The following is a 14,551-nucleotide window of genomic DNA, read 5'->3' on the forward strand; positions in this document are numbered from 1 at the left end:
GTCATTCACCGTCCAACTGCCGCGACAGGATGGTCGAGAACTCATCGGCGAAGTTTTCCCAATTGCCGACGACCCGATCGGCATCGCCGGAAAGCTTGTTGTAGAACACGACGGCCGGGATCGCGGCCAGCAGGCCAAGCGCGGTCGCCACCAGCGCCTCGGCAATGCCGGGTGCCACGACGGCGAGGTTGGTGTTCTGGCTGACGGCGATGCCCTCGAAGGCCGTCTTGATGCCCCAGACGGTGCCGAAAAGCCCGATGAAGGGGGCGGTCGATCCGGTGGTCGCCAGGAAGGACAGCCCGCGCATCAGCCGGCTTTCCTCGCGCTGGATGGCGACATTCATGGCGCGGTCGATGCGCTGGCTGGCGCCGGGGATCAGCCCGCCATCGTCGCGATGGCTGCGGCGCCATTCGGTCATGCCGGCGGCGAAAATGCGTTCCGATGCGCCCTTGGGCCGGTCGCCCAGGCGGTCATACAGATCGTCCAGCGGCTCGCCCGACCAGAAACGCCGGTCAAAGCGGCTGGCATCCTGCCGCGCGGCGGCATAGGCGATCAGTTTCTGGATGATGATGGCCCAGGCCCAGAAGCTGGCCAGCACCAGCACGATCATGACGATCTTGACGGTCAGCGATGCCTGCGCAAACAGCGCAAACAGCGAAAAGTCGATGGCCTGCGTGGCCTGAATGGGTTCCATCTCACTGCCTCATGGGTCTTGTGCTGCCGTTCTTGGGCGGCCTTCTAGCGGCTGTTTACCAGAAGGGTCAGGGGGTTGACCAACACAAAGCCGAGAGTGTGGCGTGTGCGGGACAGTCGGCCGCTGCGTCAAGCGCGCCATCAGCGGCCCCTGCGGCGATCAGATCGCCAGCCGATGCGCCGCCACGGCCTGATAATCGGCGCGCAGGCTTTGGGCCAGCGTGGCAAGCGGCCCGTCAAGCAGCGGCAGCGGCCCTTCGGCGCCGGCAAAGCCGCCAGAGCTGTTCACCGCGTCATACCAATGCGCCCCCCAGACGCCATCTTCGGGTTTTGGTCCCGGCTGCCAATGCAGCATCTGCTGGGTAAAACCGATCCCGATGGCATCACACAGCGCCCGCAACGCGGTTTCAGGCGCGCGGCGGATATCGGCGCTGTCGATGACGATGGGCTTTGGGCCCGAGGCGGCGAGTGTCTCGAAAAGTTCGCGCTGACGGCGAAAACCCAGTTCATCCGCATCCGGCAAGCCTCGTTTTTCCGAAAAGCTGGCCGCCACCCGGTCGGGTTCGCGGATCAGAAAGACATTGACCAGACCATCCAGCCAGTCGGTGTCCATGCCCGGCAGCATATGCTGGACCATGTGCTTCTGATACTGGATCGGCTGACTGACCGGCCCCAGCAGGCCGTCCCGCGCGACCCGCCAGTCGCCCGGCTGGCTGGCAATCACCTGATCCCGCATCGGATGATCCAGCCCGGTCCGCAGCAGGTAATGGGCATAGAAAGGCTCGTCCACACAGGTGCAATCACCCCTTGCGCCAAAGCTGCGCATCATCGCGGTGGACAGGTTGCGCGGGCCCGACCACATGGCGATCCGCAGGGTCATGCGCCCACCTTTACCTTGTAAAGATCCCGCAGCCGCCGCGTTACCGGCCCGGCACCGCCATCGCCGATCCTGCGGCCGTCGATTTCGGCCACCGGGGTCTGTGCGCCGAAACTGCCGGTCAGAAAGGCCTCATCGGCGGAATAGGTCTCGACCAGCGAAAAATTCTTTTCGCGACAGGGGATGCCGTTTTCGTGGCACAGGTCGATGACGGCCTGCCGGGTGATCCCGTTCATGCAATAATCCCCGTTCGAGGTCCAAACCTCGCCCCGCCGCACGATGAAGAAATTGCAGCCGTTCGTGGTTGAAACAAAACCCTGCGGGTCCAGCATCAGCGCCTCATCCGCGCCGGCCTTTTGCGCGGCAATGCAGGCGAGGATGCAGTTCAGCTTGGAATGGCTGTTCAGCTTGGGATCCTGCGCCATCGGCATCCCCCGGACATTGGGGACGGTGGCCAGCCGGATGCCCTGCGCCATCCGGTCCACCGGCATCGAATGTTCCATGATGATGACAACCGTAGGCCCGCTGCGCGACAGCCGAGGGTCCTGGAACGGCCTGACCTTCGGCCCCCGCGTCACCATCAGCCGGGCATGGGCATCGCCGGTCATGCCATTGGCCTGTGCCGTTTTTGCCAGCGCGGTGACAAACTGGTCATGGGTCATGCGCGGGTCCAGATCAATGGCGCGGCAACCCTCGAACAGGCGGTCGATATGCAGGTCCAGAAAGGCCCATCGACCGTTATACAGCCGCAGCCCCTCCCAGATGCCATCGCCCATCATGAAGCCGCTGTCATAGACGCTGACCACGGCCTGATCGCGCGGCACCAGCCGGCCATTCACCCAGATCAGAATGTCGTCATTGCGCGGATCATGCGCGGCGTCGTGGCTGGAACGGTGCTGGGTCATGCGATGGCCTTTCGGACGGCTTCGGGAATGCGCGCAGGCCGGCCCGAGTGTGTCAGGCAGGCCACGGTCACGCGGGCGGTGAACAGCAAGTCACCGCCGCGCATCACCCGCTGATCCATGACGATCCGCGCAGGTGTCATCTGGTGCAGGCTGCTTTCGACGGTCAGCAGATCGTCAAACCGGGCGGGGGACAGGTAATCCGCCTCGACCCGGCGGACGGCAAAGACGATGCCCCCGCCATCCTTCAGCGCATTCTGGTCGATCCCCAGATCGCGCAGCCAGTCGGTGCGCCCGCGCTCGATGAATTTCAGGTAATTGGCGTAATAGACGATGCCCGCCAGATCGGTGTCTTCGTAATAGACGCGGATGGTGATGGAATGGCTCATGGCCGCAGACTAGGCGCGCTGGCCGGTGGCCGCAATCACCCGCCGCCCCCTGATCGGCCTTGCAGCGCCCGCCCGGATGGATCAGGGATTCCAGACAGCAATCAGCGGGGCAGGGAAAACCATGACAACAACCACCGGCACCCAGTTCGACCCGCTGTCGAAAGCCTTCGCCGACGATCCCTATGCCGTCTACAAGACCCTGCGCGAGGCCGACGGCCCGACATGGTTCGCGCCCGCGAACCTCTGGTTGCTCACGCGCCATGCCGATGTGTCCCAGGTCGCGACTGACCCCACCATGGTGCGCTCGCTGGACGGGATCGAGACCGCCCAAGAGGCCACTCTGCGCCGCCGTCAGGCCAATTGGGACGACATGCCCTATCACCAGCGCTTCGTTCAGGTCTCGCTGCTGGACAGCGACGGCGAACCGCACCGCCGGCTGCGCCGCCTGCTTCTGGGGAAATTCACCACCACTGCCGTTGCCGGGCTGGAGCCGATGGTCCAGCAGATCGTTGACGGCCTGCTGGACCAACTGGCGGGGGGGGCGCGGATCGAGTTCATCGCCGACTTCGCGGCCCATATCCCCGGCTTGGTGATCGCCCATATCCTTGGCGCTCCGCCGGAATATTCGGGCCAGATGCGCCAATGGTCAGAGGATGTGGTGCAGTTCTTCGATGTCGACCGCAGCGACGCCCGCAAGACCTTGGCCGAGACCGCAACCCGCGAGTTTCACGATTTTCTGGTCGATCTGCGGGCCGAGCGTCGGAAGCGCCCGCAAGACGACCTGATCTCGCATATGATCGCCGATGAGGCGGCGGGGCAGTATCAGGGCGACGAGTTCATCTCGACCTGCATGCTGATCCTGATGGCCGGTCATGGCTCGACCATTGATGTGCTGGGCAGCGGCCTGCACCTGTTGCTGAAACATCCAGATGCGATGCAGGCCCTGCGCAAGCATCCCGAGAAGCTGCCCGTGGCGATCCAGGAAATCTTTCGCTATGAACCCCCGCTGCCCTTCTTCCACCGCCATGCCACCGCCGAGACCCGGATCGGCGACAGGGTCTGGCCCGCCGGCACGACCTTTGGCCTGCTTTATGGCGCGGCGAATCGCGATCCCGCGATGTTCGCCGACCCCGACAGCTTCCAGATCGAGCGCAGCCCGAACCGGCATCTGTCCTTCGGGCAGGGCGCGCATCTGTGTCTGGGCAACAATGTCGCCCGGCTGAACATGAAGGTGATCTTCCAGACGCTGCTGAGCCAGTTCCAGACCATCGAACTGGCGCAGGATCAGGTCAGCTACAAGCGCGGCCTGTCCGTGCGCGGACCCGTCGCGCTGAACGTCGACTTGTCGCCAAGCCGCTGAGCAGGGGCGATCACCCTGCTGCCAACCGCGCCGCCAACCGCAGCGCAAAGCTGGGATCATGCGCCGCCGCCGGCAGCACCGGGTCATAGGCCGCCCGGATCAGCGCCGCCAGCGCCCGCGACGGCGTCACATCCTGCGCGAATGTCAGCATGGCGCGTACGGCCAGCACCTCGGCCAGTTGCGCCGGATGCGCCTCGGCCAGCGCGCCCGACATGCGCACGAAAGTCAGGCAGGCGCGGATGCCGCCATCCGCGTCAAAACGAAACAGCCGGTATTGATCAGCGCCGGCCTGGGCCAGTCGCGCGGGCAGGCCGGGCTGTCCGGTCAGCCGGTCCAGATCGGGCACGCCCGCCAGTTCGTCCCAATCGCGCACGAAAAACAGCATCAGATTGCTGCCCATCTCGGGGTCGGTTTCGGTCACCGCGGCGCCTGCATGGGCGGCCACGGCCCGGATCGCGCTGCGGAACACATCCAGCGTCTCATCCGAGAGGCCAAAGATCACCGGAGCAATGGGCCGTCCCCATCGGGCGCATAGAAACGATCCGTCAGGACGGGTGAACAGCAGCGTAATACGATCTGCATCTAACTGTTGGGCGCTTGCTTCCATCGGGCGAGCCTAGTCCTGCCGTCTGCCAATATCCAGCCCGCGGCTGCGCCGTTTCGCGCCGACCCTGCGGGCACTTGCATCTGTTGCCTTGTATGGGGCCGAACACGACACGATATCGACAGATGACTGAAGCGGGGTCGTCATGCAGAATGTCCTGATCGAAAAAGGTCTGAGACCGGATCATCGCGCCGCCGCTGCCGCCGCCTATTGGCAGGCCTTTGCCCAGAAACTGCGCTATCCTCTGGGCCCGCCGGACAAGGGCATCAGGTTCATCTTGCGGGTTCTCGATGCCGATCATGCCATCAGCGCGATTTCTCCAGATGGCCGATTTCTCGGTCTCGCAGGGTTCAAGACACCAAAGGGTGCCTTTCTGGGCGGCGATTTCGACGATTTGGCCAGCATCTATGGCTATCTGGGTGCGGCTTTTCGTGCGGCCCTTGTCGGCGTTCTGGAACGACCCAATGAACCCCAGACCCTGCTGATGGATGGGATCGTCGTTGAAGAGACAGCGCGCGGTCTTGGTGTCGGCACCGCGCTTTTGCAAGCGGTCGAATGCCACGCGGCCGGTCTTGGCCTGGCACGGGTGCGCCTTGACGTGATCAATACCAATCCCCGTGCGCGGGCCTTGTATGAACGGCGGGGCTTTGTGGCGCATTCGATCAGCCGGACCGGTCCGCTACGCCATGTCTTTGGTTTCGACCGCGCCACGACCATGTACAAGGCCGTCGCCGTCTTCTGAGAAGGTCCAGCCGCGGTGCCTGTCCCTGTGTGCCGCCGGTGCAGCGCTCGGCCCGGCATTTGCTGAAAAAGGGATGCCAGTTGCGCAAAGCAACGCATGCCCTTTCTTCTTCACTCAAATATCCCTGGGGTGTGGGGCAGCGCCTCCGCAAGCACCTCTGTTTACGGTGATCGCCTCGGTCGCGGTGCGCAACTCGTCCTCGCTGCCCCCATCCGCCCACCCGAAGATCACCACAGCGATCGGCCGCCGCCAACGCGCGCACAGAACGGTGCCGTCTGTTCGGGTGAACAGTGCGGCGATCTCGTCAGGGCCGGGCAGCGTCAGAAGGTCATCCATGAATACAGCGATACGCCGCAGTCGCGCGCAGTTTCGGCGGTCCCGACCCTAAAGCGCGCGACGGATCATGTGACCGGCAGCACGCCCGATCATCGGATTGCGCAGGATCAACTCGCACAACCGCGACAGATCCGCAGGGCCGGCCACCGAGATCGTCATCACGACATCCCATTCGGCACCGATGAACCACAAACGGCGCATGCCGGCCAGCCGGCCCAGCCATTCCAGCGCCTTGTCATCCGCGCGTTCGGCAAGCGTCACAAAGATCACAGCCCGGTCCGGCCCTGCGCCTCCGCGACCCTGCAAGACCCGAAACCCAAGGATGACGCCGCCTTGTTCCATCCGGGTGATCCTGTCGCGCACAGCATTGCGCGACAGCCCGACCTCGCGCCCGATCGCGGCCAAGGACATGCGACCATTCTTGTCCAGCTGGGCCAGAATATGCCTGTCCTTGTCGTCCAACATCATCGTCAGGGCCAAACTCCACGAAAAGGCGTCACATTGGGGTCGCCAGCGTAACGCTGTTTTTTCTCCTATATAACAAGCCGTTTCGGCAAGATGTTCACTAAACATGTCAGCGTTTTTCTGCCTCGGCCCGATCCACGAATGACAAGGGCCGTGACGGTTTTCACCGCACGGCCCTCGCTTTGATCCAAATATCCCAGGGTGCGGGGCAGCGCCCCGCGTAACCTGTCAGTCGACGATCGTGGCCTCGGTCGAGGCGCGCAGTTCTTCCTCGGTCACGCCATCGGCCAGCTGAACTATTTTCAGCCCGCCCGGAACCACGTCCAGCACGCCCAGATTGGTGATGATCCGGTCGACCACGCCCTTGCCGGTCAGCGGCAGGGTGCAGGCCTTCAGAACCTTGGTCTCGCCAGCCTTGTTGGTGTGGTCCATGACCACGATCACCCGGCCCACGCCGGCAACCAGATCCATCGCACCGCCCATGCCCTTGACCAGCTTCTTCGGGATCATCCAGTTCGCCAGATCGCCGTTTTCGGCCACTTCCATCGCGCCAAGGATCGCCGCCGCGATCTTGCCGCCGCGGATCATCGCAAAGCTGGTCGCGCTGTCGAAATAGCTGGTGCGCGCGAGTTCGGTGATCGTCTGCTTGCCCGCGTTGATCAGGTCCGGGTCCTCTTCACCCTCAAAGGGGAAGGGGCCCATGCCCAGCATGCCGTTTTCCGATTGCAGCGTGATGTCCTTGTCGCCGACATAGTTCGCCACCAGCGTCGGAATCCCGATACCCAGGTTCACATACATGCCATCTTCCAGTTCCTCGGCCGCGCGTGCGGCCATCTGGTTGCGGTCCCAGCCCTTCATCTCACCGGCCATGGATCAAGCCTCCTCACGCTTGCGGGTGGTGCGCTGTTCGATGCGCTTTTCATGCGGGCCCTGGATCAGGCGATGCACATAGATGCCCGGCAGATGGATGTGATCGGGGTCGATCGAACCGCGCGGGACGATTTCCTCGACTTCGGCCACGCAAACGCGCCCGCACATGGCGGCCGGCGGGTTGAAGTTGCGCGCGGTCTTGCGGAAGATCAGGTTGCCGGTGTCGTCGGCCTTCCAGGCCTTGACGATGGACAGGTCGGCCACAATGCCGCGTTCGAGGATGTATTCCTGACCATCGAACACCTTCACCTCTTTTCCGTCGGCGATGACGGTGCCCACGCCGGTCTTGGTATAGAACCCCGGAATGCCCGCGCCGCCGGCCCGCATGCGTTCAGCCAGCGTGCCTTGCGGGTTGAATTCCAGCTCCAGCTCGCCCGACAGATACTGGCGCATGAACTCGGCATTTTCGCCGACATAGGAGCTGATCATCTTCTTGACCTGCCGGGTCTGCAACAGCAGGCCAAGGCCGAAATCATCGACACCGGCATTGTTGCTGGCCACGGTCAGGTTCTTGACGCCGCTGTCGCGGATCGCCGCGATCAGCAGTTCGGGAATGCCCGAAAGACCAAATCCTCCGGCCGCGATGAGCATCCCGTCCTTCAGCAGGCCGTCCAAGGCCTCGGTTGCATTGGAATAAACCTTTTTCATGGGACCCCCTCGCGAAATTTCGTGTCGCGGGCAGTAGTGGCGCGCGGGTTACGCAGTGTCAATCGGCACAGGCACTGTTAGCGACAAGACTTGACTTTCCTCCACCTGGACCGGCAAGAGACGGGCATGAAACAGCTTTCTGCCGCCCTTCGCAGCTATTATCGCCCGCTGAAATAGCGGGGGCAGAGCCATGTCAACCGCGCGGGGGCCCGGCGGTTGACGATCAGCAACACACCACGACCTTGCGCCAGTCCGAAAGGTCGTTCCATGTCACCCCAACCCAGCCTGGCCATCATCGGTTTCGGTGCCTTCGGCCAGCTTGCAGCCCGCCATCTGCGCGATCATCTGCGCCTTTGCATCTGCGATCCGTCCATTCGCGCCAACGACCTGCCCCAGGTGGAACTGACGCAGGCCGCAACCTGCGACATCGTCCTGATTGCGGTCCCGCTGGCGCAGCTGGAACAGGTGCTTATGGGCATCGCCCCGCATCTGCGTCCCGGCGCGACGGTGGTGGATGTCACCTCGGTCAAGATTCATCCGGCGCAGCTGATGCAGAGGATACTGCCTGCACATGTGCAGATCGTCGCCAGCCATCCGCTGTTCGGCCCCGAAAGCGCCCGTGACGGGCTGGCGGGGCAGCGGATTGCCTGGTGCCCCCTAAGGGGCAGGGGCCATCGCCGCCTGGCCGCTTTCCTGCGTTGGCTTGGGTTGCAGGTCGTTTTCACCACGCCCGACCAGCATGATCGGGAAATGGCGATGGTCCAGGGTCTGACCCATCTGATCGCCCGCAGCCTTGGCCAGTTGGGGCCGCTGCCGCAGCGTCTGACGACGGCCAGCTTTCGCCATGTGGCGCTGGCCGCCGGCATGGTGCAGGCCGATTCGCCCGAGCTGTTGCAGACGATCCTGACCGACAATCCCCATGCCAGCCCGATGCGGCGGCGCTTTCTTGAGATTGCAGCGGCACTCGCCGACGATCAGCCCGGCAGCGCCTCGGCGGAATAGCCGGCTGCGAAAGCCTCGGTCGGGGGAATGGGTGTGATCACGTCGATCAGCACGCCTTCAGGGCCTTGAAGGATGAAATGGCGCTGGCCGAAATCCTCGTCGCGCAGGGGCTGGATCGGGGTCAGGCCCTGGCGCGTCAGGCGGCTGTGCATCGCATCGACATCCTCGACCTCGAAATTCAGCAACAGACCCGAGGCCCGACCTTGGCCCTGGGCCGGAATGGTCGTGTGATCGCCCTTCAGAATGGCCAGATTGACCGAAGGATCATCGGACATTTGCAGATGGACATAGGATTCATCCTGATATTGCGGGGTGAAACCGAAATGCCGGGTGAAGAACGTGGCGCTACCGGCAACATCATCGGTCATCAGGACAGGGTAGTACTGGGTGCATTTCATGGCTGGACACTCCTGTTCAAATTAAACATACTTGATGTATGTAAAATACATGCACGGTGTATATATGCAAGAAAAATCCAGCCGGACGCAGGCGGACCGCCGCGCAGCGACGCAACTGGCCTTGCTGGGTGCTGCGCGCGCGCTGTTTGCGGATCGCGGTTATGCTGGTGTCGGTGCGCCCGAAATCGCCGAACTGGCGGGTGTCACGCGCGGCGCAATCACCCATCACTACGGGGACAAGGCCGGGTTGTTCCAAGCGGTTGTCCGGGCCGAGGCGCAGGCGGTGGCGGCTGTTCTGGCGGCGCTGCCCGATGGGCCGCTGGCCCTGCGCCAGGGTGCACGCCTGTGGTTTCAGGCGATGGCCGACAAGGGGCGGGTGCGCATCCTGCTGATCGACGGGCCGGCGGTGCTTGGCCCGTCGGAAATGGCGCGGATCGACGGCGCAACTGGCGGCGGGGCGCTGGCACAGGGGTTGGCGCAGGCGCTGCCCGGCAGTGACCCGGCCAAGCTGTCGGCCCTGGCCGACATGCTGTCAGCCGGCTTCGACCGCGCCGCACTGCGCATCGCCGAAGGCGCTAGGCCCGAACCCTATCAGGCCGGGATCGAGGATCTGATCGCCCGCGTGACTGCCTGAAAGGTCCGCAGACCGTGTCTGCCGCCATGGTTTTCAGCGGGGCGTGTGGCCCCTAGCTGTCTGTCTTGGCCTTGGCGGGGGCCTTCTTGGCGGTTTTCTTGGCGGCCGGCTTCTTTGCAGCCGGTTTCTTGGCAGCGGCTTTCTTTGCGGTCGCCTTTTTCGCCGGCGCTTTCGCCGCCTTGGCCGCGATCAGTTCCAACGCCTGTTCCATGGTAATGTCGTCAGGCGTCACGTCGCGGGGCAGGGTGGCGTTGACCTTTTCCCATTTGACATAAGGGCCATAGCGGCCATTCATCACCTGAATCACGCCGCCATCGGGGTGATCGCCAAGCTGGCGCAGGGGCGCGGCAGCCGCAGCCCGGCCGCGTGTCTGCTTGGCCGCCAGCACCTCGACCGCGCGGTTCATGCCGATGGTGAACACCTCATCGACCTCGGGCAGGTTGGCATATTTCGAGCCGTGCTTGACATAGGGGCCATAGCGCCCGATCCCGGCCTCGATCAGTTCGCCATCATCGGGATGGGGGCCGATGGGGCGCGGCAGGTTCAGCAGCATCAGCGCGCGTTCCAGATCAAGGCTGGCCGGATCCCAGCCCTTCGGCAGCGAGGCGCGGGGCGGTTTGGGGGTTTCCTCGGTCGCATCGCCACGCTGGACATAGGGGCCAAAGCGCCCGGATTTCAGGCTGATTTCGTCGCCATTATCGTCACCCAGGATACGATCACCCATGGCCTCTTCGCCATCGGGCGCCGAAAGCGGCCGGGTATAGCGGCAATCGGGATAGCGCGTGCAGCCGATGAAAGCCCCGCCCGACCGCGCGGTTTTCAGGTTCAGCCGGCCCTGATGGCACAGCGGGCATTCGCGCGGATCGCCGCCATCGGCGCGCGCCGGATACAGATGCGGCGCAAGCGCGTCGTCGATCGCCTGCAACACCTCACTGATGCGCAACTCGCTGGTGCCTTCCAGCGCCTTGGTGAAATCGCGCCAGAACCGGCCAAGAACCTCGCGCCACATCAGGTCGCCGGCGCTGATCTCGTCCAGTTCGTTTTCCAGATCCGCAGTGAAGTCATAGCTGACATAGCGCGGGAAATACTTGACCAGAAAGGCCGTGACCAACCGGCCCTTATCCTCGGGAATCAGGCGGTTCTTGTCCTTGCGGACATAGTCGCGGTCCTGAATCGTGGTGACGATGCTGGCATAGGTCGAGGGGCGCCCGATGCCCAGTTCTTCCATCCGCTTGACCAGCGTGGCCTCGGTATAGCGGGGCGGGGGCTGGGTGAAATGCTGGCGTGCGGCGGTGGCGGCGCTGTCATCGGCCAGCATGCCGGGCGCGGTCAACTGCCCCTTGGGCGCATCGGGCAGGTCGCCGCCCTTGTCGCGGGCGCGGGTCAGTTCATCGTCAAAGGCCTTGGCGACCTTGCGGGCAGCTTCGCCCTGCGTGATCGCGGGCAGGCGGTTGCCATCCTCGCCCTCGTCATCGTCGCGGCCCTGATCATAGACCCTGAGGAAACCGTCAAACAGCATGACCTGCCCGGTCGCACGCAGACCGACCTGTCCGTCGGCGCTGGCGATTTCCACGGTGGTGCGTTCCATCCGCGCGGCTTCCATCTGGCTGGCGATGGTGCGCTTCCAGATCAGGTCGTACAACTTCCGCTGATCATCGGCCGAGACCTTCAGCTTGTCGGGCGACAGCATCATGTCGGTCGGGCGAATACATTCATGCGCCTCCTGCGCATTCTTGGCCTTGTTCTTGTACATGCGCGGCGATTTCGGCAGGTAATCGGCGCCAAAACGGGCCTTGATCGCATCGCGCGCCGACATCACCGCCTCGGGTGCCATGTCGATGCCGTCGGTCCGCATATAGGTGATATACCCCGCCTCATACAGGCGCTGCGCGGTGGACATGCAGGCCTTGGCACCCATGCCCAGCTTGCGGCTGGCTTCCTGTTGCAGGGTCGAGGTCATGAAGGGCGGCCAGGGATTGCGGCTGGCGGGCTTGGCGCTGACCTCGGTGACGCGCAGATCGCGGCTGGCCACGGCGCTGACAGCCATGGCGGCGGTGTCAGCGGTGGGCAGGTCGTAACGATCCAGCTTCTTGCCGGCCAGACTGGTCAGCGTGGCGTCATATTCATCGCCGCCGGGCGTGGCCAGGCGGGCATGGACCGACCAGTATTCGCGGGCCTTGAAGGCCTCTATCTCCATCTCGCGGTCGACGATGACGCGCAGGGCGACCGATTGCACCCGACCGGCAGATTTCGCGCCCGGCAGCTTGCGCCACAACACCGGCGACAGGTTGAAACCGACCAGATAATCCAGCGCGCGCCGGGCCAGATAGGCATCGACCAGCGGCTGGTCGATCTTGCGGGGATTGGCCATGGCCTCGGTCACGGCATTCTTGGTGATGGCGTTGAAGGTGACGCGGTTCACCTCGCTGCCCTTTTTCAACGAGGATTGCAGCGCCTCCAGCAGGTGCCAGCTGATCGCCTCGCCCTCGCGGTCGGGGTCGGTGGCCAGAATCAGGTTCTGGTCATTCTTCAGCGCGTCCTTGATCGCCTTCAGGTGCTTCTTGCTGTCTGACGCGACCTCCCATTTCATGCTGAAATCGGCATCGGGATCGACGCTGCCATCCTTGGGCGGCAGGTCGCGGACATGGCCGAAAGAGGCCAGCACGCGATAGTCGCCGCCAAGATATTTCTCGATGGTTTTGGCCTTGGCCGGGGATTCGACGACAACGACGGGCATGGGCAAACTCTTGGCACTGCAATTGGGCCGGGAACATGGGCAGCATGACGGGCGCTGTCAACCGGGGGTTACGGCCCGGCCGGATGAGCAAGCTCGACCAGGTTGCCATCGGGGTCGCGCAGATAGAGGGAAATGACCGGCCCGGCGGCGCCGGTTCGCGGCACCGGCCCTTCCTCGATGGCGATGCCCGCGCGGGTCAGAACGGTCTGGGTCGTCGCGGCGGTGCCATCCACCAGAAAGCAAAGATCGGCCGAACCGGGCAGGGGGCTGGCGGCCTTGGGTTCGAATTCGTGACCGGCCAGATGCAGGTTGATCTTCTGCCGACCGAAATGCAGCGCCAGCCGACCGGCGCCGAACTGCCGCGGCGTCATCCCAAGCACATCGCGATAGAACGCGACGGTCCGGTCGATGTCGCGGACCGTCAGCACCAGATGGTCCAGACCCGAGATTGTCATCATCGTTGCATCCCCGCCGCTTGGTCCTTGGTGCCTTGCCCCGGTCATACACGGGATGCGCCAGCAGGAAAATCAGGCCCGGATCGGTCAAGTGCCAATGGCGGGCTGGCGGGTTGCCGGGCTGGCGGGCGGAAACAGGGCCGATGCGGTCAGCTGCGCGCCAGCCGGCCGCCAGAAAGCCGCGTCAGCAACCCCTGAAGTTCCAGCGACAGGATTGCGCTGTTGGCGATTGATGCCGGCACGCCGAGGCGACGGATCAGATCATCCTCGTCACTGGGGCTGGGTGACAGCCATGCCATGATCCGCGCCTCCAGATTGACAGGGCCGCCCGAATCGCGCGGCCGTGACGGCGCTGTCATGGCCTGCGGCTGCGACGGGACAGGCGGGATCTGCCGCCTGGCAAGTCCGGCGGGTGCGGCGGCATGACGCGCGGTCGGGATGGCCGACGCGGTTGGGCCGGCAGGATCCTGCATGCCTTTGCCGGCGGCGATGACATCAGCGGCGCTGCGGACCAGAACCGCGCCATCGCGGATCAGCGCGTTACAGCCGGCGGCACGTGCATCCATCGGATGCCCCGGCACCGCCATCACCTCGCGCCCCTGATCCAGCGCGTTCTTGGCCGTGATCAGGCTGCCGGACCGATGTGCGGCCTCGATCACCACGACGGCATGGGACAAGCCGCTGATGATGCGGTTTCGCATCGGGAAATGTCGGGCTGCCGGCTCGACCCCTGGCGGCTGTTCGGAAAGCAAGGCGCCCTTCTCGGCGATCTGGGCGGCCAGAATCACGTTCTCGGCGGGATAGATCTTGTCGATACCACCGGCCATCACCGCAACCGTGCCCGTTGCCAGCGCTGCGTTATGGGCGGCCGTGTCGATGCCTCGGGCCAGTCCCGCCACGACACAATGCCCGGCCTCGCCCAGGCCGGCGGCCATGCCGCGTGCCATGCGCAACCCAAGGGACGAGGCATTGCGCGCCCCGATCACGGCAATGCAGCTGCCATTCAGCCAACCGGGGTCGCCACGCAGCCACAGCACCGGTGGCGCGTCGTCGATCTCGCGCAGCGCCGCCGGGTAATCGGGATGATCGCAGCGGATCAGCCTGGCCCCGGCACGACGACCGGCGCGCAGTTCGGCCTCGGCCATGCCTTCGGTGCAGGTTTCATAGCTGTCGATGCCGGCATCGCGGGCCAGTCCCGGCAGGACATCCAGCGCCGCCGCGACCGAGCCATGTTCGCCGATCAGGCGATGAAATGTCGCCGGACCAACCCGGCGAGAGCGGATGAGGCGAAGAAAGCTGAGATCATCTTCCTTCGCGGTGGGTGGGGTGTTGGGGGTGTCGAAAGAAAACGTTCCTATCGTCATCACTGCCCTCGCCTC

At 64.3% G+C, this 14,551-nt stretch carries 17 protein-coding genes; 4 read left to right on the top strand and 13 right to left on the bottom strand.

The annotated features are described in order from the left end of the window. Position 1: 1 nt before the first annotated feature. The 4 genes from tolQ to ybgC all read right to left on the bottom strand — a co-directional run bounded on the left by tolQ (position 2) and on the right by ybgC (position 2,861). On the bottom strand, positions 2-694 hold the full coding sequence (gene tolQ / locus FNJ84_RS08425; RefSeq protein WP_143792617.1) for a protein TolQ: 693 nt from the start codon (positions 692-694) through the stop codon (positions 2-4). 159 nt (positions 695-853) lie between these two features. After that, on the bottom strand, positions 854-1,573 hold the full coding sequence (locus FNJ84_RS08430) for an HAD family hydrolase (RefSeq protein ID WP_255471109.1): 720 nt from the start codon (positions 1,571-1,573) through the stop codon (positions 854-856). Beyond that, complete coding sequence (locus FNJ84_RS08435) at positions 1,570-2,475, bottom strand: D-amino acid aminotransferase (protein WP_143792619.1); 906 nt, start codon at positions 2,473-2,475, stop codon at positions 1,570-1,572. Before FNJ84_RS08435 ends, FNJ84_RS08430 begins: the two co-directional genes overlap by 4 nt. Further along, positions 2,472-2,861, bottom strand: coding sequence for a tol-pal system-associated acyl-CoA thioesterase (gene ybgC, locus FNJ84_RS08440; protein ID WP_143792621.1), 390 nt, complete (start codon positions 2,859-2,861; stop codon positions 2,472-2,474). Before ybgC ends, FNJ84_RS08435 begins: the two co-directional genes overlap by 4 nt. Positions 2,862-2,982: 121 nt before the next feature. Between ybgC and FNJ84_RS08445 the strand changes: the two genes are divergently transcribed. After that, positions 2,983-4,221, top strand: a complete 1,239-nt coding sequence (locus FNJ84_RS08445; RefSeq protein ID WP_143792623.1) for a cytochrome P450 — start codon at positions 2,983-2,985, stop codon at positions 4,219-4,221. A gap of 10 nt (positions 4,222-4,231) precedes the next feature. Here the strand turns inward: FNJ84_RS08445 and FNJ84_RS08450 are convergent, their stop codons facing one another. Continuing rightward, the gene (locus tag FNJ84_RS08450; protein WP_143792625.1) at positions 4,232-4,828 is read right to left on the bottom strand and encodes a hypothetical protein; all 597 of its coding nucleotides are present in this window, start codon (positions 4,826-4,828) and stop codon (positions 4,232-4,234) included. A gap of 142 nt (positions 4,829-4,970) precedes the next feature. Here FNJ84_RS08450 and FNJ84_RS08455 point away from each other — a divergent pair, with 142 nt between their 5' ends. Next, entirely contained in the window at positions 4,971-5,567 is a 597-nt protein-coding gene (locus FNJ84_RS08455; RefSeq protein WP_143792627.1) for an N-acetyltransferase, read from the top strand. Between the two features lie 114 nt (positions 5,568-5,681). Here the strand turns inward: FNJ84_RS08455 and FNJ84_RS08460 are convergent, their stop codons facing one another. The 4 genes from FNJ84_RS08460 to FNJ84_RS08475 all read right to left on the bottom strand — a co-directional run bounded on the left by FNJ84_RS08460 (position 5,682) and on the right by FNJ84_RS08475 (position 7,946). After that, entirely contained in the window at positions 5,682-5,903 is a 222-nt protein-coding gene (locus FNJ84_RS08460) for a hypothetical protein (protein WP_143792629.1), read from the bottom strand. A 48-nt stretch (positions 5,904-5,951) separates the two neighbouring features. Beyond that, entirely contained in the window at positions 5,952-6,368 is a 417-nt protein-coding gene (locus FNJ84_RS08465; protein ID WP_221931947.1) for an Lrp/AsnC family transcriptional regulator, read from the bottom strand. 228 nt (positions 6,369-6,596) lie between these two features. Beyond that, positions 6,597-7,238, bottom strand: a complete 642-nt coding sequence (locus FNJ84_RS08470) for a 3-oxoacid CoA-transferase subunit B (RefSeq protein ID WP_185968461.1) — start codon at positions 7,236-7,238, stop codon at positions 6,597-6,599. A gap of 3 nt (positions 7,239-7,241) precedes the next feature. Then, positions 7,242-7,946, bottom strand: a complete 705-nt coding sequence (locus FNJ84_RS08475; RefSeq protein WP_143792633.1) for a CoA transferase subunit A — start codon at positions 7,944-7,946, stop codon at positions 7,242-7,244. A gap of 267 nt (positions 7,947-8,213) precedes the next feature. On the opposite strand from FNJ84_RS08475, the gene FNJ84_RS08480 reads away from it, so the two are divergent. Next, positions 8,214-8,948, top strand: coding sequence for a prephenate dehydrogenase (locus FNJ84_RS08480; protein ID WP_143792635.1), 735 nt, complete (start codon positions 8,214-8,216; stop codon positions 8,946-8,948). On the opposite strand, the gene FNJ84_RS08485 is transcribed toward FNJ84_RS08480, so the two are convergent. Further along, positions 8,921-9,346 carry a VOC family protein gene (locus FNJ84_RS08485; protein WP_143792637.1) on the bottom strand — a complete coding sequence of 142 codons (426 nt, stop codon included), beginning with the start codon at positions 9,344-9,346 and terminating at the stop codon, positions 8,921-8,923. The genes FNJ84_RS08480 and FNJ84_RS08485 overlap by 28 nt on opposite strands. 64 nt (positions 9,347-9,410) lie before the next feature. Here FNJ84_RS08485 and FNJ84_RS08490 point away from each other — a divergent pair, with 64 nt between their 5' ends. Next, positions 9,411-9,980 carry a TetR/AcrR family transcriptional regulator gene (locus FNJ84_RS08490; protein WP_143792639.1) on the top strand — a complete coding sequence of 190 codons (570 nt, stop codon included), beginning with the start codon at positions 9,411-9,413 and terminating at the stop codon, positions 9,978-9,980. A 52-nt stretch (positions 9,981-10,032) separates the two neighbouring features. Here FNJ84_RS08490 and topA read toward each other — a convergent pair whose 3' ends face one another. The 3 genes from topA to dprA form a co-directional block, all read right to left on the bottom strand. Next, positions 10,033-12,717, bottom strand: a complete 2,685-nt coding sequence (gene topA, locus FNJ84_RS08495; protein ID WP_143792641.1) for a type I DNA topoisomerase — start codon at positions 12,715-12,717, stop codon at positions 10,033-10,035. Positions 12,718-12,785: 68 nt separating this feature from the next. Beyond that, positions 12,786-13,175, bottom strand: a complete 390-nt coding sequence (locus FNJ84_RS08500; protein WP_221931948.1) for a VOC family protein — start codon at positions 13,173-13,175, stop codon at positions 12,786-12,788. A 146-nt stretch (positions 13,176-13,321) separates the two neighbouring features. Further along, positions 13,322-14,536 carry a DNA-processing protein DprA gene (dprA, locus tag FNJ84_RS08505; protein ID WP_143792642.1) on the bottom strand — a complete coding sequence of 405 codons (1,215 nt, stop codon included), beginning with the start codon at positions 14,534-14,536 and terminating at the stop codon, positions 13,322-13,324. Positions 14,537-14,551 lie beyond the last annotated feature (15 nt).

It is taken from the genome of Paracoccus sp. M683, from assembly GCF_007096355.1.
Lineage (GTDB): Bacteria > Pseudomonadota > Alphaproteobacteria > Rhodobacterales > Rhodobacteraceae > Paracoccus.